This window comes from Streptomyces sp. AV19 (assembly GCF_015999245.1).
GTDB lineage: Bacteria > Actinomycetota > Actinomycetes > Streptomycetales > Streptomycetaceae > Streptomyces.
Map to the genome: position 1 here is coordinate 485,422 of NZ_JAEAMR010000022.1, position 19,019 is coordinate 504,440.

A 19,019-nucleotide genomic window follows, 5' to 3' on the forward strand; every position below is an offset into this window, starting at 1 on the left:
GGGTCGCGAAGGGGCGCAGCCCCTGCGGAAACGGTGAAAGGGCGGGGTGGGGAAAGGTCACAACCGCCGCCCCACCGGCGGCTTGCGGCTCCCCGCCCGGTACGGCGCCGGCCACTCCACCCCCGCCCCCGCGTACTCCTGCTCCACCGCCGCGTGCAACGTCCAGTTCGGGTCGTACAGATGCGGCCGCCCCACCGCGCACAGGTCCGCCCGTCCCGCCAGGATCAGCGAATTCACGTCGTCCCACGACGAGATGAGCCCGACGGCGATCACCGGCACGCCCGCCTCCCGCCGTATCCGCTCCGCGAACGGCGTCTGGTAGGACCGGCCGAACGCCGGGCGTTCGTCCGGCACGACCTGCCCGGTCGAGACGTTGACCGCGTCCGCGCCGTGCTCGGCGAAGGCCCGGGCGACGACGACCGCGTCGTCGGCCGTGACGCCCCCGTCCGCCCAGTCCGTCGCGGAGATCCGCACCGTCATCGGCCGCTCCGCCGGCCAGACGTCCCGCACCGTGTCGAAGACCTCCAGCGGGTAGGCCAGCCGCCGCCCGAGGCCGCCCCCGTACGCGTCGTCCCGGCGGTTGGTCAGCGGCGAGATGAAGGAGGACAGCAGATACCCGTGCCCGCAGTGCAGTTCCAGCAGGTCGAACCCGGCGCGGGCGGCGGAAGCGGCGGCCGCGGCGAACTCCTCCCGCACGACGGCCAGTTCGGCGACGGACAGGACGTGCGGCACCTGGTTCACCCCCGCCCGGTACGGCAGCGCCGACGGCCCCGCCACCGGCCAGTTCCCCTCGTCCAGCGGCTGGTCGATGCCCTCCCACATGAACTTCGTGGATCCCTTGCGCCCGGAGTGCCCGATCTGCACGCCGATGGCGGTCCCGGCCGGCGCCACGGGACCGTGCACGAAGTCGGTGACGCGCCGCCAGGCCGCCTCGTGCGCGGGCGCGTACAGCCCTGTGCACCCGGGCGTGATGCGCCCGCGCTCGCTCACGCAGACCATCTCGGTCATCACCAGCCCCGCCCCGCCCAGCGCCCGGGCGCCCAGGTGGACGAGGTGGAAGTCGCCGGGCACGCCGTCCACCGCCGAGTACATGTCCATCGAGGAGACGACGACCCGGTTGCGCAGGGTCAGCCCGCGCAGCCGGAACGGGGTGAACATGGGCGGCGTCCCGGGCGGTATCCCCGCCTCCTCCTCGACGGCGGCGACGAACGCGGCGTCGCGCAGCCGCAGGTTGTCGTGGGTGACGCGGCGGCTGCGGGTGAGCAGGTCGAAGGCGAACCGCCGGGGCGGCTGGTCCCGCCGCGTCGCCAGCTCCTCGAACCACTCCAGGCTGGCCCGGGCCGCCCGCTGGGCGGACTCGACGAGCGGCCGCCGCTCGGCCTCGTACGCCGCCAGCGCCGCCGGGACGTCACCGTGCGCGGTCACCTGCCCGGCCAGGGACAGCGCGTCCTCGACGGCCAGCTTGGTGCCCGAGCCGATGGAGAAGTGCGCGGTGTGGGCGGCGTCGCCGATGAGCACCGTACGGCCGTACGACCAGCGCTCGTTGGTGACCGTGCGGAAGGCGGTCCAGGAGGACCGGTTGGAGCGCAGCCGCGCCCCGCGCAGGACGCCGGAGAACACCGCGCCGCACGCGTCGAGGGTCTCGCCCTCGGACATCCGGTCGAACCCGGCCCGGCGCCAGACCTCCTCGCGCATCTCGATGATGACGGTGGAGGCGCCGGGCGCGTACGGATAGCCGTGGAGCTGCATGACGCCGTGCGCCGTCCCGGCGATCTCGAAACGGAAGGCGTCCAGCGCGAGGTCCGCGGAGAGCCAGATGTAGCGGCAGCGGTGCGTGGTGACGGAGGGCCGGAAGTGTTCGGCGTGGGCGGCCCGCGTCCGGCTGTGGACGCCGTCGGCGGCGATCACGAGGTCGTGGTCGCGGGCGAGTTCGGCGGCCGGCGGCGCCTCCGTGCGGAACCGCAGGGCGACCCCGAGCCCCCGGCAGCGCTCGTGGAGGATCTCCAGCAGCCGGCGCCGCCCCAGGGCGGCGAAGCCGTGGCCGCCGGAGCGCAGCCGCCGCCCCCGGTGGACGACGTCGATGGCGTCCCAGCGGACGAACTCCCGGCTCAGCGCCGCGTGGACCTGGGGGTCGGCGTCCTCGACGCCGCCGAGGGTCTCGTCGGAGAGGACGACGCCGAAACCGAAGGTGTCGTCGGGGGCGTTGCGCTCCCAGAGGGTGATCTCCCGCTCGGGGGCGTCCCGTTTGAGGAGGGCGGCGGCGTAGAGGCCGCCGGGGCCGCCGCCGATGACCGCGACGCGCACGGCTACTCCCCTCTCCACACGGGGGGCCGTCTCTCGGTGAACGCGGCGTGGAACTCGGCGTAGTCGGCGCTGTTCATCAGGAGCGCCTGGGTGGCGGCGTCGAGTTCGAGGGCCGCGGCGAAGGGCATGTCGAGTTCGGCGCCCAGCAGGGCCTTGGTCTGGGCGTGGGCGAGGGCGGGGCCCTGGGCGAGGCGGCGGGCGAGGTCGCGGGCGGCGCCGGGGGCTTCGCCCTCGGGCACCAACTGGCTGATGAGGCCGATGCGTTCGGCCTCGGCGGCGCGCACGGTGTCGCCGAGCATCAGCAGCCGGGTGGCGTGGCCCAGGCCGACGACGCGGGGCAGCAGGTAGGCGGCGCCCATGTCGCCGCCGGAGAGCCCGACCTTGGTGAAGAGGAAGGCGAAGCGGGCGGTCGGGTCGGCGACGCGGAAGTCCGCGGCGAGCGCGAGCACCGCGCCGGCGCCCGCGGCGATGCCGTGCAGGGCGGCGACGACGGGGAAGGGGCACTCGCGCAGCGCCCGGACGGCCTGCCCGGTCATGCGGTTGAAGTCGAGCAGGCGGCCGGTGTCCATGGCGAGGGTCGCGCCGATGATCTCCTCGACGTCGCCCCCGGAGCAGAAGCCGCGCCCCTCACCGCCGAGCACCAGCGCCCGTACGGATCCGTCGCGGGCCAGCTCGGGGAGCAGGTCGCGCAGGTCGGCGTAGGCGCCGAAGGTCAGGGCGTTGAGCCGGTCCGGGCGGGCGAGGGTGACGGTGGCGACGCCGGCGTCGAGGGTCAGGCGCAGGTGCCGCCACTCCTCGGTCGTGGACGCGGAGCCGGTGAACGGACTCATCGGGCACGGCCTCCTTCAGCCTGGGAGGGCTGGTGCGGTGCTGGTGCCTGCCCGGTGAAGCTATCACCGATGTGTGACTGTCGTCACGAGTGCGCGATGGGTACGGAGGTCTCCTCGACGGGCTCGGGGCGGGCGAGACAGGCCACGAGCATGGCCTTGATGGTGTGCATCCGGTTCTCGGCCTGGTCCCAGACGACGGAGTGCACGGACTCGAAGACCTCGTCGGTGACTTCGAGCGAGGTGAGGCCGTGCCGCTCGTGGATCTCCCGGGCGACGGTGGTGCCGAGGTCGTGGAAGGCCGGCAGGCAGTGCAGGAACTTCACGGCGGGGTTGCCGGTGGCGCGCAGGACGTCCATGGTCACCGCGTAGGGGCCGAGCAGGGCGATGCGCGCGTCCCACACCTCCTTGGGCTCCCCCATGGACACCCAGACGTCCGTGGCGAGGAAGTCGGCGCCGTCCACCCCCTCGGCCACGTCCGCGGTGAGGGTGAGGCGGGCGCCGCTCCACCGGGCGAGGTGCCGGGCCAGCTCCACCACCGCGGGGGCGGGCCACAGCTCCTCGGGGGCGACGATGCGCACGTCCATGCCCAGCAACGCGCCGGTGACCAGGTAGGAGTTGCCCATGTTGTAGCGGGCGTCGCCGAGGTAGGCGAGGGCGACGTGTTCCAGGGGCTTGGCGGTGTGCTCGGAGACGGTGAGCACGTCGGCGAGCATCTGGGTGGGGTGCCACTCGTCGGTCAGTCCGTTGAAGACGGGCACCCCGGCGTACTCGGCGAGCTCCTCGACGACGGCCTGGCCGTGCCCCCGGTACTGGATCGCGTCGAACATCCGGCCGAGGACGCGCGCGGTGTCCTTGACCGACTCCTTGTGCCCGAGCTGCGACCCGGCGGGGTCGAGGTAGGTCGTCCGGGCCCCCTGGTCGGCGGCGGCGACCTCGAAGGCGCAGCGCGTGCGGGTGGAGGTCTTCTCGAAGACCAGCGCGAGGTTCAGCCCGCCGAGCCGGGGCACCTCGCTGCCGGCGCGCTTGGCCGCCTTGAGCTCCGCCGCCAGCTCGATCAGGCCGTGGAACTCCGTGGCGGTGAGGTCCGTTTCCTTGAGCAGACTGCGGCCCGCGAGGTCTGTGGCCATGAGGACTCCCTGGAACTCTATGCGGCTGGTCGCAATATTATGCACTCATGGTGCCTCCGGCCCTTCCACCGGCCCCGTCGCAGGTCCCGCCACGGGTCCCCCGACGGGATCCCGCTCCACCGGGCAGCTCATGCAGCGCGGCCCGCCCCTCCCCCGCCCCAGCTCGCTGCCGGGGATGGTGATGACCTCGATTCCATGCTTGCGCAGATAGGTGTTGGTCGTCGCGTTGCGCTCGTAGGCGACCACCACCCCCGGCTCTATCGCCAGCACGTTGCAGCCGTCGTCCCACTGCTCCCGCTCCGCCTCGTGCACGTCCTGGCGGGCGGTGAGCACGCGGATGGAGTCCAGCCCGAGGGCTGCGGCGATGGCGCGGTGCATGTGCTCCGGCGGATGGTCGGTGACCTTCAGCTCGCGCTCGCCGACGCCGGGCTCGATCGTGTACGAGCGGAGCATGCCCAGGCCCGCGTACTGCGTGAAGGTGTCGCCGTCCACCATGGTCATCACGGTGTCCAGGTGCATCTGCGCCCGCCGCTTGGGCATGTCGAGCGCCACGATCGTGCGCGCCGAGCCGGCCGCGAAGAGCCGGTGGGCCAGCATCTCCACGGCCTGCGGGGTGGTCCGCTCGCTCATCCCGATCAGCACCGCGCCCTCGCCGATGACCAGGACGTCCCCGCCCTCGATGGTGGACGGGTAGGCGGCCTGGCCCTCGGACCAGATGTGGAAGCCGCCGGCGGCGAAGAGCGGGTGGTGCCGGTAGACGGCCTCGTAGTGCACGGTCTCGTGCCAACGCGCGGGCCAGCGCATGGCGTTGATGCACACGCCGTCGTAGACCCAGGCCGAGGTGTCGCGGGTGAACAGGTGGTTGGGCAGCGGATTGAGCAGGAAGTCGTCGAGGTCCGTCACGTGGAAGCGCACCGAGACCGGCTCGGCGTGCCGCTCCAGGAACTCGCGCTTGGTCATCCCGCCGACGAGCCACGAGGTCAGCTCCTGGGCGGGCATCCGGTCGAAGGCCGCACGCAGATGGTCGGTGGCCAGCGGGCCGTACTCCTTCTCGTCGAAGACCCGGTCCAGGACCAGGGAGCGGGCGGCCGGGGCCGCCAGGCTCTCCTCCAGCAGGTCCTGGAACAGGTGCACCTCGACGCCGCGCTCGCGCAGCACGTCGGCGAACCCGTCGTGCTCGGCGCGGGCGCGGCGCACCCACAGCACGTCGTCGAAGAGGAGGGCGTCCTTGTTGGACGGGGTGAGCCGCTTCAGTTCCAGGTCCGGGCGGTGCAGGATGACGCGTCGCAGCCGCCCGGCCTCGGAATCGACATGGAATCCCATCCTTCCATCCTCACCTGATTCAGCCCCGTTCACCCCGTGATTCAGGCCCCATCGTCGTGGCCGCCGGAGCGGAGGGCGAGCGTGGCGGCGAGGGCGAGCGCGGCGGTCGCCGCGGCGAACACCCAGCCGGCGCGCAGGGTGCCCAGGCCGAGGCGGTGTTCGCCGCCGCCCAGGCCGACGAGCACGGCCACACCGAGGGCCGTTCCGGCCTGCCGGGAGACCATCAGCACCCCGGAGCCGAGCGACGCCCGGTGCTCGGGCAGCCGCCCGGCGGCGGCGAACATCACCGACTGGCAGAGCGCGGTGCCGACGCCGGCGAGGACGAGCCCGGGCAGCACCGCGGAGGCGTAGTCCGCGTGGTCGCCGACCGCGACCAGCCACCACAGCGGGGCCGCCGTGAAGCACAGCGCGCCCAGTGACGCGGCGGCGCGTTCGCCCACGGCCGCCACGAGCCGGCCGGACAGCGCCGAGACCACCAGCACGGTGCCGGGCCACGGCGCGAGGGCCAGGCCGGTGCGGCGGACGGACCAGCCCCATACGTCGGAGCAGAGGGTGGACGCCGCGAGACCCCGCGATGCGGCTTCGCCGCATCGTCCTCAAACTCCCCGTAGGGGGCAACCCCAGGCGGAGAGTTTAAGGACAGCGCCCGAAGGGCGCTTCAGGGGGCCGGGGGGCGGAGCTCCCGGAAACCGCCCGGAGGGCGGCCGGGAGCACAGGGGTGCAGACCCGATCACGCGGCACAGCCACGTTGCAGGGGCCCAGGGGGCCGTAGCCCCCGGTCGACGCGGCGCAGCCGCGATGCGGGGGTGCAGGGGGCGCAAGCCCCCGCCCTTCCGCGTGGCGGAGCCGCGCCCGGGCCCCGGGGCGGAGCCCCGGAGGAAACTGGGGGCACCCCCTCTGGGGGAGAAAGGGCGGGGTGGGGAAAGGTCACAACCGCGGATCCACCGGCTCCGACTCCAGCGCCAGCACCGCGAACACCGCCTCGTGCACCCTCCACAACGGCTCCCCCTCCGCCACCCGGTCCAGCGCCTCCAGGCCCAGCGCGTACTCCCGCAGCGCCAGCGACCGCTTGTGCCCGAGATGCCGCACGCGCAGCCGCGCGAGGTTCTCCGGGCGGGTGTACTCCGGCCCGTAGATGACGCGCAGATACTCCCGGCCGCGGCACTTGACGCCGGGCTGGACGAGACCGCCGTCCGCCTTGCGCACGTACGCCGCCAGCGGCTTGACGACCATGCCCTCGCCGCCGGCGGCCGTGAGGTCCAGCCACCACCGCGTACCGGCGGCCACGGACGCCTCGTCCTCGGTGTCGACGACGAGGCGGCGAGTGGGCGCCAAGAGGCCGTGCGCGGCATCGGCCGCGACGATCCGGTCGATCAGGGCGAGTTGCTCGTCGTGCGGGAGCGCGGCGAGGCTGCGGCCCTGGACGGCCAGGATCTGGAAGGGCGCGAGCCGGATGCCGGACAGCCCGTCCGGCCCGCCGCCCGCCGGCCAGCAGTACCGGCCGTACGCCTCGGTGAACGCCGTCGCGTCCACGGCCCGTTCGCGCTGCCCGGCCAGCAGGCCGGCCACGTCCACGCCCCGCGCCGCGGTGGCCTCCAGCGCGGCGAGCGCGCCGGGGAGGACCGCCCGGGCGGCCGCGCCGACCGCCGCGTACTGGTGGCGCAGCAGCCCGCCGGCCTTGAGGGACCAGGGCATCAGCTCGGCGTCCAGCAGCAGCCAGTCCGTGCCGAGTTCGTCCCACAGGCCGGCGTCGCGGATGCCGTCGCTCACCCGGTCCAGAACACTCCGGGTCACGGCGGGATCGTCGAAGAACGGGCGTCCGGTGCGGGTGAAGACCGCTCCGCGCGCGCCCTCGGGCGTACCGAAGCGCTCGGCGGAGACCGCCTCGTCGCGGAGGACGAGGAGCACCGCCCGCGAACCCATGTGCTTCTCCTCGCAGATGACGTGCCGCACACCCTCGGCCCGATAGGCGGCGAACGCCTCCGCCGGGTGCTCGAGGTAGCCGTCCTCGCGCGAGGTGGCGCAGGGCGCCATGGTCGGCGGCAGATGGAGCAGCTGCCGCGGGTCGACGGCGAAGCGGCTCATGACCTCCAGGGCGGCCGCGGCGTTCTCCTCCCGCACGGCGAGGCGGCCCATGTGCCGGGTCTCCACGACGCGGCGCCCGGTCACGTCGGCGAGGTCGAGGGGGCGGCCGTCCGCGCCGCCGGGCGCGTCCTGCGCCAGGGGCCGGGCCGGCTCGTACCAGACGCGCTCGGCGGGCACGTCCACGAGCTCGCGCTCGGGCCAGCGGAGCGCGGTCAGCCGGCCGCCGAAGACGGCTCCGGTGTCGAGGCAGATGGTGTTGTTGAGCCAGGTCGCGGCCGGGACGGGGGTGTGGCCGTAGACGACGGCCGCGCGGCCCCGGTAGTCCTCGGCCCACGGGTAGCGCACGGGCAGGCCGAACTCGTCGGTCTCGCCCGTCGTGTCGCCGTACAGGGCGTGCGAGCGGACGCGGCCGGAGGTGCGCCCGTGGTACTTCTCGGGCAGGCCCGCGTGGCAGACGACGAGGTCACCGCCGTCGAGGACGTAGTGGCTGACGAGCGAGGCGATGAACTCCCGGGCCCGCTCCCGGAATTCGGGATCCTCCCGCTCCAGTTGCCCGACGGTCTCGGCGAGGCCGTGGGTGTGCTGGACCTTGCGGCCGGAGAGGTGGCGGCCGAGCTTGTTCTCGTGGTTTCCGGGGACGCACAGGGCGTGCCCGGCGGCGACCATGCCCATGACCAGGCGCAGCACGCCGGGGCTGTCGGGGCCGCGGTCGACGAGGTCGCCGACGAAGACGGCGGTGCGGCCGTCGGGATGCGCGGCGTCGACGGGACGTCCGGCCTCGTCGCGGCGGAGGGCGTAGCCGAGCCGGGTGAGCAGGGACTCCAGTTCGCTCCGGCAGCCGTGGATGTCACCGACGATGTCGAACGGGCCGGTGAGGTGGCGCAGGTCGTTGAAGCGGCGCTCGCGGACGACTTCGGCGGCCGCGGCCTCCTCGGCGCCGCGCAGGACGTGCACCTTGCGGAAGCCCTCGCGTTCCAGGTGGCGCAGGGAGCGGTGCAGTTCGCGCCGGTGGCGCTGGATGACGCGGCGCGGCAGGGCGGCCCGGTCGGGGCGGGCGGCGTTGCGCTCGGCGCAGACGTCCTCGGGGACGTCGAGGACGATCGCGACGGGCAGGACGTCGTGCTCGCGGGCCAGCCGGACGAGCTGCTTGCGCGCCTCGGACTGGACGTTGGTCGCGTCGACGACGGTGAGCCGCCCGGCGGCGAGCCGCTTGCCGGTGATGTAGTGCACGAGGTCGAAGGCGTCCGGGGTCGCGCTCTGGTCGTTGGGGTCGTCGCTGACCAGCCCGCGGCAGACGTCGGAGGAGACGGTCTCGGTCGGGGCGAAGTGCCGTGCGGCGAAGGTGGACTTGCCGGATCCGGTGGCGCCTATGAGGACCACGAGGGAGAGGTCGGGCACGGCGAGGGTGCGGGTGGTGACGAGGGTGTGGGTGGTGACGGGGGTGCTCATGCCGCCTTCGCCTCCTTCGGGGTCGTGGGGCCGGTGGTTCCGGCGGGGTCGCGGTGGAAGACGGCCATCTGGGTCGGCGGTCCCACCTCGGGGTCGTCGGGGCCGACGGGGAGGAACTCGACCGCGTAGCCGTGGCGCGCGGCCACGCCGTCGGCCCAGGCGCGGAACTCCCGCCGGGTCCATTCGAAGCGGTGGTCCGCGTGGCGCGCGTGACCGGCGGGGAGGGTCTCCCAGCGGACGTTGTACTCGACGTTCGGGGTGGTGACGACGACCGTCGGGGGGCGGGCGGCGCCGAACACCGCGTGCTCCAGGGCGGGCAGCCGGGGCAGGTCGAGGTGCTCGACGACCTCGCTGAGCACGGCGGCGTCGTACCCCGCCAGCCGGCGGTCGGTGTAGACGAGCGAGCCCTGGACGAGCCGCACGCGGGCGGACTGCCGCTCGGACAGGCGGTCCAGGCGCAGCCGGCGTGCCGCTTCCTTGAGGGCGCGCGCCGAGACGTCGAGCCCGACGATCTCGGTGAAGCGCGCGTCCTTGAGCAGTGCTCCGACCAACTGGCCCTGGCCGCAGCCCAGATCGAGGACGCGGGCGGCGCCGGCGGCGCGCAGCGCGCCGAGGACGGCCTCGCGCCGTTGAACGGCCAGCGGGACCGGCTTCTCCTCGGTGTCCACCGACTCGTCCACGGCGTTGTCGAGCTCCTCGGGCTCGGCTCCGTCGGCCTCGGCGAGCCGCGCGAGGGCCAGCCGTTCGAGCGCGTCGCGGGTCAGGGACCAACGGCGGGCGAGGTAGCGGCTGGTGATCAGCTTCTGCTCGGGGTGCTCCTCCAGCCAGCCCTCGCCGGACCGGAGCAGCTTGTCCACCTCGTCGGGGGCGACCCAGTAGTGCTTGGCGTCGTCCAGCACCGGCAGCAGCACGTAGAGGTGGCGCAGCGCGTCGGCGACCCGGAGCTCGCCCTCCAGCGTCAGCGCGACGTAACGGGACTCCCCCCACTCGGGGAACCGCTCGTCCAGCGGTACGGGCCGGGCGGTCACCTTCCAGCCGAGCGGCGCGAAGAGCCGCTCGACCAGCCCGGCCCCGCCGCGCGCGGGCACGACCGGCAGCTCGATGCGCAACGGGCGGCCGCGGCCGGGCAGTTCGGGCCGGGCGGCGCACTGGCCCTTGACCGCGCTGGAGAACACGCTGCCGATCGCCACGGCCAGCAGCGAGGACGCGGCGTACGGCCGGTCGTTGACGTACTGGGCCAGTGCCGAGTCCGGAGCGCCGCCGCGGCCCTTGCCCCGGCCCCGGCGCACGAGGGCGACGGGGTCCACCTCCAGCAGCAGCGCCGCCGTGCAGCGCTCGGCCGTGGCCTCGGGGTAGAAGATGTGGGCGGTGCCGTGGGAGGTGGAGAACCGCTGCGCCCGGTCGGGGTGTTTGTGCAGCAGGAATCCGAGGTCGGTCGCGGGGGCGCCGGCGTCGCCGGTGGTACTGATGGTCAGGAACACACGCCCGAGTATTCCCTTCGCCGTGTCCCGTTTCCTACTGGTTTTCGACCAGGGCCGCCAACTCGGCGATGCGGTCCGGGCCGACGCGGCAGCAGCCGCCGACGAGCCGCGCCCCCGCGGCCAGCCAGGCGTCCACCCGCCCCGGGTCGAAAGTGGGACGCCCCCGCCACCCCCGTGCTCCTTCATCCCATCCCTCCCCACTGTTCGGATAGACCACGACCGGTTTCCCGGTCACCCGCGCCGCGATCCGCACGGCCTCCTCCGCGTCGCCCGGCTCGCAGCAGTTGACGCCGACGGCGACGACCTGGTCGTCGTCCGCCGCGGGGGCGAACGCCTCCGCCAGCGGCTGCCCGGCCCGGGTCTCGGCCCCGGAGCAGCTGTACGTCAGCCACACGGGCACCCCGCACCCCCGCACGGCCCGCAGCAGGGCCCGGCCCTCCTCCGCGTCGGGCACGGTCTCCAGCGCGAGCACGTCCGGCCCGGCCGCCGCCAGGGCCTCGACGCGGGGGCGGTGGAACCGCTCCAGCTCCGCCGCGCCCACCCCGTACCGGCCCCGGTACTCACTGCCGTCCGCGAGCATCGCCCCGTACGGCCCGACGGACGCGGCGACCCACACCTCCCGCTCCGCCGCCCCGGCCGCCCGCCGGGCCAGTTCGACGCTGCGCCGCAGCAGCCCCTCGGCCTCGTCCCGCCCCAGCCCGCGCCGGGCGAACCCCTCGAACGTGGCCTGATAGCTCGCGGTGATCAACACCCGTGCGCCCGCCCGTACATACGCCGCGTGGGCGCGTTCGATCTGCCCGGGGTCGTCCGCGAGCAGCCGGGCCGACCAGAGCGCGTCGGACAAGTCGCAGCCTTGGACCTCCAGTTGGTTGGACAGGCCGCCGTCGAGGACCAGCGGCCCGCGGGCCAGCGCCTCGGCGAGCGAGGTGCGCGGGGCGTGCGGGACGGACGTCATGGGCGTGCTCCCTCCTTCCGCGGCGTCAGCCCAGCTGGGACTGGACCGCGGAGGAGATCAGCTCCAGGTGGTCGAGGTCGTCCAGGTCGAGGATCTGGAGGTAGACGCGGGAGCAGCCGATCTCCGCGTACCGGCCGATCTTGTCGACCACCTCGGCCGGGGAGCCGGCCAGCCCGTTCTCCTTGAGCTCGTCCGCTTCACGGCCGATGGCCGCCGCCCGGCGGGCCACCTCCGCGTCGTCCCGGCCCACGCAGACGACCAGCGCGTTGGAGTACACCAGGTCGCCGGGCTTGCGCCCCGCCTCCTCGGCCGCGGCCCGCACCCGGCCGAACTGCCGGTCGCTGTCCTCCACCGATGAGAAGGGCACGTTGAACTCGTCGGCGTACCGGGCGGCGAGCCTCGGCGTCCGGGTCGCTCCCAGGCCGCCGATCAGCACCGGCACGCGACCCTGGGCCGGCTTGGGCAGCGCCGGGGAGTCGGCCAGCTGGTAGTACCTCCCGTCGAAGTCGAACTTCTCGCCGACCGGCGTCCCCCACAACCCGGTGACGATCGCGAGTTGCTCCTCCAGTCGCCCGAACTTCTCCTTGGGGAAGGGGATTCCGTAGGCCGTGTGCTCCTCGGCGTACCACCCGGCGCCCAGCCCCAGCTCGACCCGGCCGCCCGACATCCGGTCCACCTGGGCCACCTGGATGGCCAGCACGCCCGGCAGCCGGAACGTCCCCGCGGTCATCAGGGTGCCGAGCCGGATGCGGCTGGTCTCGCGGGCGAGACCGGCCAGGGTGATCCAGGCGTCGGTCGGACCGGGCAGTCCGTCCGAGGAACCCATGGCCAGGTAGTGGTCGGAACGGAAGAAGGCGTCGAAGCCGAGATCCTCGGTGGCCTTGGCCACGCGGAGCAGGGTGTCGTAGTCGGCGCCCTGCTGGGGCTCGGTGAAGATTCGCAGGTCCATACCTCCATCCTGCACTCTCGAACACACGTCAACCGCACACCCCCCGCCCCGCCGCTCCCGCCCCTGGCGGGTGAATCTCGCCCTCCCGTACCGAACGCCCCGTCACCGGCCAGTGTCCGGCGCGCACGGTGATCGTTGGCCTCGGCGGAGCCGGACCGCCCGGCCCGCGCACCGGTGTTCCCTGCCGGAGGCGATGACCGCAACGCCGCCCTTCCGGACCGGGAGGGCCCAGGGCCGAGGAGGCCACATGCACCAGGAAGCCGTGCCCGACGAGGCAGTGAGCGCCCCGGCCGCTGCCCCGCAACAGGGCGCACCCAAGGGCCTGCTGCAACAGATGGAGGAGCTGATGGCAGCGCTGAACGCCGATCTGACGCAGCTCGACGCCGATCTGCAGTCGTCCGCGGAGCGGCCTTCTCCGCCGCGCGGGGACGCCGCCGGCTGACCCCCTGCGCTTCATGCCGCACCCCCTCTCTCCCGCAGGGTGAGCCGTCTCAGCAGACCGCTCACCCGGTCACCGGTCTCGTCGGCCGCGTCGATCGCCTCGATGCACTGCCAGTACAGGCCGTCCTCCTCACAGGCGCAGGCGACGCCCACCAGAGCGATGCCCACCTCACCGAGGAGCACGCCGAGCTCGGTCAACGTGCCCCAGGGATCCCGGATTCCGGAGAGCCGGGCCGCCCGTAACCCTCCGGCGCGCAGCGCGATCTGCCGCAGCGCGCCGGAGGTCCTCCCGCCCGCCTCGCTGAGGTGGCCCGCGGCCGCCCGCGCCTCGATGGGCCCCTGACTCGCGAGATGTATGCCGACGGCCTGGGCCAGAGCCTGTGTCTGCCATGCCTCGGCGACGATGTCCTCCATCGACCTGGCCCGTGCCAGGGCAAGTCGGGTGGTCTCGATCAACCGCAGTGCGTCCATGCCCGGTCCCCCAGTTCCCGCCGTTGCGCTCTCACTACCCAGAGTGATGACTAACCGCCGGAAAAGCCAGGGGAATTCAGAAATCTGTGGATACCAAATGGGCTGTGGACAACTCAATCACTCCGGAGAGTGACGATCGGGGGAACCCTGACCCTCCGGAGCCCGCTCCCCGGGTACCGGAAACCGTCGCTCGTTCCTGTCGATCTTGGCGGAGAGCGCGGCGAGGGGGTCGATCCCCAGCACGCCGCAGAACTGCAGCAGATACGCCAGGACGTCCGCGACCTCGTCCGTCACCCGGTCCGCGGTCCCCGGGTCCGCCATCACGCGGGCCGACTGCTCCGGTGTCAACCACTGGAAGATCTCCACCAGTTCGGCCGCCTCGACACTGAGGGCCGAGGCCAGGTTCTTGGGGGTGTGGAAGGGCTGCCAGTCACGGGCCGCCGCGAAGGCCGCCAGTCTGTCCCGCAGCGCGGCGAGGTCCCCGGGCTCCCGCGGGAGCCCGAAGGCTCCAGCCGTCCCGGTACCGTCCGCGGCTCCGTCGCGTTCCGTTCCGCCATGCTTCGTCGCGTCGTGTTTCGTCGGGTCGTTTTTCGCTGCGTCGTGTTTCGTTGCGTCGTGTTCCGTCATTCCCCCAGATCTACCATCGTGGCCCCTGGGACCTCCGCCGCCACTCGTCCCACTTCCCCACGCACCGTTCCCACCAGCCTGATGTGCCCCCGCTCGCACATCCGCGCCGCCAGTCCCACCAACTCCCGCGCCTGGCGCGGGTCGAGGCACCGGTCGAAGCCGTCGGCGAGGACGGTCAGCGCCTGCCGCGCGGGCAGCACCTCGGCCGCCGGGTCGACGGCGAGCACCTCGGGCCCGGTCAACAGGACCAGGCACAGCGCCAGATAGCGCAGCTCGCCGTCCCCGAGCCGCTCCAGCGGCGTCGCCGCGCCCGCCCCGCGGGCCAGGACCGCCCGGACGAAACCGCCGTCGAGCCCCTCCACCGCCAGGCCCTCGACCCGCCCGCGGCATCCCGCGTCCGCCGCGGTGACCAGGATCGAGTGCCGGATGGCGCACTCGTTGCCGGTACGTCCCAGTACGGCGGCGACGTTGTCGCACGCGCCGCGCAGCCGGCCGTCCCGGGCCGCGACCGGCGCCCGCATCAGCTCGGGCCGCGGGTCGCAGGCGAAGACCGAACGCAGGGCGACCACCGCCTGCTCCGCGGCGCCCAGCACCAGCCGCTGCCCCGCCGTCTTGCCGGCCACCCGCAACGGCAGCAGCGCGGTGCCCAGCCGGTCGTCGGGCAGGGGTGCCCGGGTGACGGGGACGGCTCCGGCCGTGTGCCAGGCCGCCTCGACCGCCGGCAGCCCGGGGTCGCGCAGCGCCGTGGACAACAGCGTCCGCCCTGCACCGGTCAGCCGCTCGCCGACCACCCGGGCCTCCGGCTCGGCCTGGACGGCCAGGTCCAGTCGCACGGGGCCCGCGGGCCCCTCGACCGTACAGCCGATCCGGAAGCCGCGCCGGCCCTGCGCGTCGGGCCGCGCCCGGTGCGGAACGCAGGCCGCGGCGCCGCCCGCCGGGGCCAGCGCCTCGGCCAGGGTGCCGCCGCCCGCGAGGCGCGCCAGGGCCTCGTACGCCTGGAGCGCGCTGGACTTGCCGGTGCCGCTCGCCCCATGGAAGAACGTCAGCGGGCCCAGCTCGAAGGTGGCGTTGCGGTGCGACTTGAAGGCGGAGAGCCGCAGTTCGGTGACGACGGGGCGCGGGGGCCGGGGAGCGTCCGGTCGGGCACGACGTGCGTCCATGCCCGGACCGTATGGCGCGACCGGTCAGCCAAACCGTTTCAGCTGATCATTCTTCCTACGATCGGGGTACGTGGCGGCGACCTCGGTCCCCTCGGGCGCGAGCAGGAAGACGTTGGTGTCCACCCGGTGCATGCCGCTGCCGAGCCCGAAGACGACGCCGCTGGAGAAGTCGAGGATGCGCTTCGCCACGTCGATGTCCGCGCTGGTGAGGTCCAGCAGCACGGGCACCCCGCCGATCAGGTGCTCCGCGACCTCGCGCGCGTCCGCGAAGAACTGCACCCGCAGGATGACGAGCTTGTGCTGATTCGCTGGCGTTTCCGGCTCCTCCTCGGGAAGCGACCGGTGATTGGCCCATGAAGGCCAGGTGTGGTGACCGCGCAGGGGCACGACCTCGGCCAGCCCCTCCCACTGCTCGTCGGTGGCCTCTGACCTGTTCACCGGCTCACCCCTCCGGGGGACGCGCTCGTTATGTACATCCGGTGATTCTAGGGAGCGACGCCCCCATTCGGCCCACTGACACGCACCCCGCCCGGATCGATGGGATTCGCGCGGTTTACCCCTTGCACACCGGTCACTCAGGCCACACCGGCTAGCCGGAGCAGGGCGCCGGCCTGAGAGAAGGGGCCGCCGCCCCCTCTTCGGAGCGCGCGGACTACGCCGCCACCCTGCCGGCCTCCTGCCCGCCGCGCGCGGCGGGACCTGTATCCGCTCCAGGTCGAGCCGGGATCCGCGCGCGAGTCCGGCCCGCACATGCCGGGCACGACGGAGCACGCGGTGGTCGCCGCCGGGCGCGCCCTGGTCGGGCCCCTCGACGAACCCGTCGAGCTCGGCCCCGGCGACTGCATCGCACCCCGGTGACGCCCCGCGCATCTGCCGGGCCCTGGAGGCGGGGACGGTGATCGCCCTGGCCATGGAACACACCTGACGAGCCGTTACCGCACACTGCGCGACCACGCCACCCGATCGAGGGAATACACCTAGAGTAGTTGCTCGATTACCATGTGTGCATGCCCTGGTGGAGTCACGTTCCCGCGCGAACCGTCGCGCGCACGATGACGGCCGCGCTGCTCTCCCTGCTGCTCGTCGTGTCGGGTGGCGGCGGCGCGGCCGCCGTTCTCGACGGCGCGGCCGAGGAGATCGCCATCTCCACGGAGCTGACCGCCTGCGACGACCGCGCGCCCGACGCCCTGATCCCGGAGAGCCGGGCCGCCGGCGTACCGCACCGCTGCACCACGCGGCGTGGCACCCCGTCGGTTTCCGCGCCGGCCCCGCCCCGCCCGGGCACACCCCTGCCCTTCCCCGCCCCGCCCCGTCCCGAGGGCGCGCGGAACGCCGTCCTGCGCTGCTGAGGGGCACCGCGCCGCCCCGCCCGCCGGGTACGGCGCTTCGAGGTTCCCCCAGACCGCGGCACGAGAGCAGAGAGACGATGCCCCTCGACCCGACACGGTCCGTGAGCGCCTATATGCGCGCCCAGACGTACCGTGAGCAACTCCGTCCCATCCCCGACTCACCTCCGCCGGACGCCTCTTCGCCACCTGGCGCCCCGGAAGTCACCCCGGTTCCTCCACCCCCCGCCCCCGCGCCGGTGAACCCCTTCACCCGGCTTCTGCTGCGACTGCGCGGCGACCGGCCATCGGCGGCGCGTCGGGCCGATGACGCGGGGCCGTGCGCCCCGCCCCCGGCGTGACGGACGCGGTACCCACCCCGGGGCGGGGGCACACCGCCCCGCCCCGGGCCCACCTCACGTAGCAAGACAGCCCAATTCCCCAAAAAATTTTTACACGGCCGACAAACGCCCAGGAAACAGCCGGTACTTCACCGCCAGCATTCCTCAAAGACCTTGTCAGGTCAGCGTCTCAACTGGCCCCAAACCGTATTTTCCATTGCCGTATGGGTGCTTGTGGGGTGATCCGCTCGTACACTGGCACAATGAAGGCAATGATCGCATGGTGGGATCTCAGCACATCGCAGCAGAATGCCGAGACGCTGCGTGATTTTCTTCGCGAAGAGGCCCGGCAGCACTGGTCGGACATTCCTGGCCTGGTACTGAAATTCTGGGTGTCCGATCCGGAACGGAACCGCTGGGGAGCGGTGATGATCTGGGAGTCCGAGGAGGCGGCCGCCAAGGCGACCCTCCCCCGCAGCGCCGGTGAGCTCATAGGCCACTCGCTCGACTTCCGGGAGTGGTTCGACATCGAGGCGACGGTCGAGGGGGATCACGGACTGCCTACCCTCAGCGGCCTCGGAACGGCGCTTCTTCCGCAGGTGCCGCGCCAGCTGGAGAGTCACTGATTCCGAGGACGCCGTACACGGTGGGGTCACGACGCCGGTCATGGAGGCGGGACCGCGGCCGCTCCGGCGCGGCAAACGCGTGCCGGGTCAGGGCCCGGGGATCTCTTGCCCGCCTGCCTCTGTACGCGATCCACGGCCAATTGACCGCGGTCGTCGTGGCGGCGGTCCTCCGGAGAATGTTTCCTTCGGAGAAGGAGACCTCGACCACCGGATTCCGCTCGCTGAAGTCCGCGATGAGTTCGGGAATTCCGAGGAAGTCGGACGACGCGACCGAACCGGCGGCGAAACCGCTCGCGCAGCAGCCCGGTGAGCTCGTCCATCGCCGGCACGGTCCGGTCGTGCAGCACGCATGTCCGGCCGCGGCGGTACGGCCCTCACGCCCGACCGTCAGAGCACGGTGACCCACGAGACGGACGTACAGGCCGGGGCCCGCCGGGCGGGCAGCCCGGCGGGCCCGAGGTCCACCGATTCCGAAGGTCCGGTCCGGCCGCTTCGCCGGTCCGTCGTCACGCCGGGCGGACCACCGGCCGGCCGAACTCCCGCCAGATCCATACCTGTCCGAGGGCGACGGCGATCAGCGTCGGGAGGACCGTCACCGACAGCAGGCCGAGCGACGCGGAGTCCGCGATCGCCCGGGACAGCGCGAGGTCCCCCTCGCCGGAGCGGGTGGCCAGGACGGTGCTCCCGTGGGCGAAGCCCACCATGACCGGCAGCGCGAGCAGCGGAGCGCCGCCCAGGAGCAGCGCCGGCACCACGCGGCCGGTGCCCCGGACGAGGTGGGAGGCGTAGACGCTGACGGCGGCGACGGCGGTGGCGACGCCGACGACCACCGGGGAGTCGGTGACCGCGGCACCGACGGCGGCGGTCACCAGCAGCAGCCCGGCCAGGACCGGGGTGAGGACCTTCGCGGTCCGGCCGAGCCGGGCGCCCAGCGCGTCCCCCTCGGGCAGCCCGCGGCCGGCGAAGAGGGCGCCCTGACGCAGCGCGGCCACCACGACCAGGGCCGCGCAGAGCAGGCTGAAGGGGTGGAACACGTCACCCGCGGTGGCGTCGGCCCGGCCGTCGCCACCGGTGGACAGGCCCCGCACCAGCGTCGCCAGGACGACGCCCCAGCCGGCCGCCAGGACAAGGCTGCTCACGGGAAGCACGGCGTCCCAGGCGCGCCGCCAGGCGGCGCCCGGCGAGGCGTGGCGGAACCACAGGGCGGCGTCGCGCAGGAACCAGGCGCACAGCAGGACGACGATGGGAATCCGCTGCGCGTGCAGCAGCTCCCCCTCCAGCAGGGGCAGGGCTCCGAACATGAGCCCGCCGAAGGCCACCAGCCAGACCTCGTTCACGAGGAAGAGGGGGACGACCGTGCGGCGCAGCCGTACGCGGCCGGCCTCCGATTCGGCGAACGGGATCAGCATCCCCACCCCGAAGTCGATGCTCTCCAGCACCAGATAGCCGGCGAGGAGCAGCCCGACGAGGGCGTACCAGAAGACATCCACGGGTGATTCCCCTGTCAGCGTGCGGACATGGTCGA

Annotated in this window: 17 protein-coding genes; 3 read left to right on the forward strand and 14 right to left on the reverse strand. The window is 73.5% G+C overall.

Annotated features, from left to right (window positions below):
• Window positions 1–57: 57 nt before the first annotated feature.
• From I5Q34_RS30315 to I5Q34_RS30355, 9 genes are all read right to left on the reverse strand, one after another.
• Window positions 58–2,304 (reverse strand): bifunctional salicylyl-CoA 5-hydroxylase/oxidoreductase, encoded by a 2,247-nt coding sequence (locus tag I5Q34_RS30315; RefSeq protein ID WP_199895647.1) that lies wholly within the window; start codon window positions 2,302–2,304, stop codon window positions 58–60.
• Window positions 2,305–2,306: 2 nt separating this feature from the next.
• A complete protein-coding gene (locus I5Q34_RS30320; RefSeq protein WP_199895648.1) occupies window positions 2,307–3,134 on the reverse strand; it encodes an enoyl-CoA hydratase family protein in 828 nt (275 codons plus the stop codon).
• 83 nt (window positions 3,135–3,217) lie between these two features.
• On the reverse strand, window positions 3,218–4,261 hold the full coding sequence (gene argF / locus I5Q34_RS30325) for an ornithine carbamoyltransferase (protein ID WP_199895649.1): 1,044 nt from the start codon (window positions 4,259–4,261) through the stop codon (window positions 3,218–3,220).
• Window positions 4,262–4,306: 45 nt separating this feature from the next.
• Window positions 4,307–5,584 carry an arginine deiminase gene (locus I5Q34_RS30330; RefSeq protein ID WP_199895650.1) on the reverse strand — a complete coding sequence of 426 codons (1,278 nt, stop codon included), beginning with the start codon at window positions 5,582–5,584 and terminating at the stop codon, window positions 4,307–4,309.
• Window positions 5,585–5,625: 41 nt separating this feature from the next.
• Window positions 5,626–6,066 carry a hypothetical protein gene (locus I5Q34_RS30335; protein WP_199895651.1) on the reverse strand — a complete coding sequence of 147 codons (441 nt, stop codon included), beginning with the start codon at window positions 6,064–6,066 and terminating at the stop codon, window positions 5,626–5,628.
• A 445-nt stretch (window positions 6,067–6,511) separates the two neighbouring features.
• Window positions 6,512–9,118 carry a polynucleotide kinase-phosphatase gene (locus I5Q34_RS30340; RefSeq protein WP_199895652.1) on the reverse strand — a complete coding sequence of 869 codons (2,607 nt, stop codon included), beginning with the start codon at window positions 9,116–9,118 and terminating at the stop codon, window positions 6,512–6,514.
• Window positions 9,115–10,599: a 3' terminal RNA ribose 2'-O-methyltransferase Hen1 gene (locus tag I5Q34_RS30345; protein WP_199895653.1), complete on the reverse strand. Its 1,485-nt coding sequence runs from the start codon at window positions 10,597–10,599 to the stop codon at window positions 9,115–9,117. Before I5Q34_RS30345 ends, I5Q34_RS30340 begins: the two co-directional genes overlap by 4 nt.
• A gap of 34 nt (window positions 10,600–10,633) precedes the next feature.
• Window positions 10,634–11,554, reverse strand: coding sequence for a homocysteine S-methyltransferase (gene mmuM / locus I5Q34_RS30350; protein WP_199895654.1), 921 nt, complete (start codon window positions 11,552–11,554; stop codon window positions 10,634–10,636).
• A 25-nt stretch (window positions 11,555–11,579) separates the two neighbouring features.
• On the reverse strand, window positions 11,580–12,503 hold the full coding sequence (locus I5Q34_RS30355; protein ID WP_199895655.1) for an LLM class F420-dependent oxidoreductase: 924 nt from the start codon (window positions 12,501–12,503) through the stop codon (window positions 11,580–11,582).
• Between the two features lie 247 nt (window positions 12,504–12,750).
• Here I5Q34_RS30355 and I5Q34_RS30360 point away from each other — a divergent pair, with 247 nt between their 5' ends.
• Window positions 12,751–12,945 carry a hypothetical protein gene (locus tag I5Q34_RS30360; protein ID WP_199895656.1) on the forward strand — a complete coding sequence of 65 codons (195 nt, stop codon included), beginning with the start codon at window positions 12,751–12,753 and terminating at the stop codon, window positions 12,943–12,945.
• A gap of 11 nt (window positions 12,946–12,956) precedes the next feature.
• On the opposite strand, the gene I5Q34_RS30365 is transcribed toward I5Q34_RS30360, so the two are convergent.
• The 4 genes from I5Q34_RS30365 to I5Q34_RS30380 form a co-directional block, all read right to left on the reverse strand.
• Window positions 12,957–13,415 carry a DUF6099 family protein gene (locus tag I5Q34_RS30365; RefSeq protein WP_199895657.1) on the reverse strand — a complete coding sequence of 153 codons (459 nt, stop codon included), beginning with the start codon at window positions 13,413–13,415 and terminating at the stop codon, window positions 12,957–12,959.
• A gap of 117 nt (window positions 13,416–13,532) precedes the next feature.
• Entirely contained in the window at window positions 13,533–13,883 is a 351-nt protein-coding gene (locus I5Q34_RS30370) for a nucleotide pyrophosphohydrolase (protein WP_234429805.1), read from the reverse strand.
• A 155-nt stretch (window positions 13,884–14,038) separates the two neighbouring features.
• Window positions 14,039–15,202, reverse strand: a complete 1,164-nt coding sequence (locus I5Q34_RS30375) for an ATP-binding protein (protein ID WP_199895659.1) — start codon at window positions 15,200–15,202, stop codon at window positions 14,039–14,041.
• Window positions 15,203–15,226: 24 nt separating this feature from the next.
• Complete coding sequence (locus I5Q34_RS30380; protein ID WP_199895660.1) at window positions 15,227–15,640, reverse strand: cell division protein SepF; 414 nt, start codon at window positions 15,638–15,640, stop codon at window positions 15,227–15,229.
• A gap of 569 nt (window positions 15,641–16,209) precedes the next feature.
• Here I5Q34_RS30380 and I5Q34_RS30385 point away from each other — a divergent pair.
• Both I5Q34_RS30385 and I5Q34_RS30390 read left to right on the forward strand, forming a co-directional pair.
• Window positions 16,210–16,551 (forward strand): hypothetical protein, encoded by a 342-nt coding sequence (locus I5Q34_RS30385; RefSeq protein WP_199895661.1) that lies wholly within the window; start codon window positions 16,210–16,212, stop codon window positions 16,549–16,551.
• A gap of 580 nt (window positions 16,552–17,131) precedes the next feature.
• Window positions 17,132–17,494 (forward strand): hypothetical protein, encoded by a 363-nt coding sequence (locus I5Q34_RS30390; RefSeq protein WP_199895662.1) that lies wholly within the window; start codon window positions 17,132–17,134, stop codon window positions 17,492–17,494.
• Window positions 17,495–18,000: 506 nt separating this feature from the next.
• On the opposite strand, the gene I5Q34_RS30395 is transcribed toward I5Q34_RS30390, so the two are convergent.
• Entirely contained in the window at window positions 18,001–18,984 is a 984-nt protein-coding gene (locus tag I5Q34_RS30395) for a cytochrome d ubiquinol oxidase subunit II (RefSeq protein WP_199895663.1), read from the reverse strand.
• Between the last annotated feature and the right edge of the window lie 35 nt (window positions 18,985–19,019).

What these genes read in the sequence shown, in the direction of transcription:
- mmuM (WP_199895654.1), bottom strand. Translation starts at nt 11,554, where the DNA reads ATGACGTCCGTCCCGCACGCCCCGCGCACCTCGCTCGCCGAGGCGCTG.
- I5Q34_RS30320 (WP_199895648.1), bottom strand. Translation starts at nt 3,134, where the DNA reads ATGAGTCCGTTCACCGGCTCCGCGTCCACGACCGAGGAGTGGCGGCAC.
- I5Q34_RS30330 (WP_199895650.1), bottom strand. Translation starts at nt 5,584, where the DNA reads ATGGGATTCCATGTCGATTCCGAGGCCGGGCGGCTGCGACGCGTCATC.
- I5Q34_RS30340 (WP_199895652.1), bottom strand. Translation starts at nt 9,118, where the DNA reads ATGAGCACCCCCGTCACCACCCACACCCTCGTCACCACCCGCACCCTC.
- I5Q34_RS30390 (WP_199895662.1), top strand. Translation starts at nt 17,132, where the DNA reads ATGAAGGCAATGATCGCATGGTGGGATCTCAGCACATCGCAGCAGAAT.
- I5Q34_RS30355 (WP_199895655.1), bottom strand. Translation starts at nt 12,503, where the DNA reads ATGGACCTGCGAATCTTCACCGAGCCCCAGCAGGGCGCCGACTACGAC.
- argF (WP_199895649.1), bottom strand. Translation starts at nt 4,261, where the DNA reads ATGGCCACAGACCTCGCGGGCCGCAGTCTGCTCAAGGAAACGGACCTC.
- I5Q34_RS30365 (WP_199895657.1), bottom strand. Translation starts at nt 13,415, where the DNA reads ATGGACGCACTGCGGTTGATCGAGACCACCCGACTTGCCCTGGCACGG.
- I5Q34_RS30360 (WP_199895656.1), top strand. Translation starts at nt 12,751, where the DNA reads ATGCACCAGGAAGCCGTGCCCGACGAGGCAGTGAGCGCCCCGGCCGCT.
- I5Q34_RS30385 (WP_199895661.1), top strand. Translation starts at nt 16,210, where the DNA reads ATGCCCTGGTGGAGTCACGTTCCCGCGCGAACCGTCGCGCGCACGATG.
- I5Q34_RS30375 (WP_199895659.1), bottom strand. Translation starts at nt 15,202, where the DNA reads ATGGACGCACGTCGTGCCCGACCGGACGCTCCCCGGCCCCCGCGCCCC.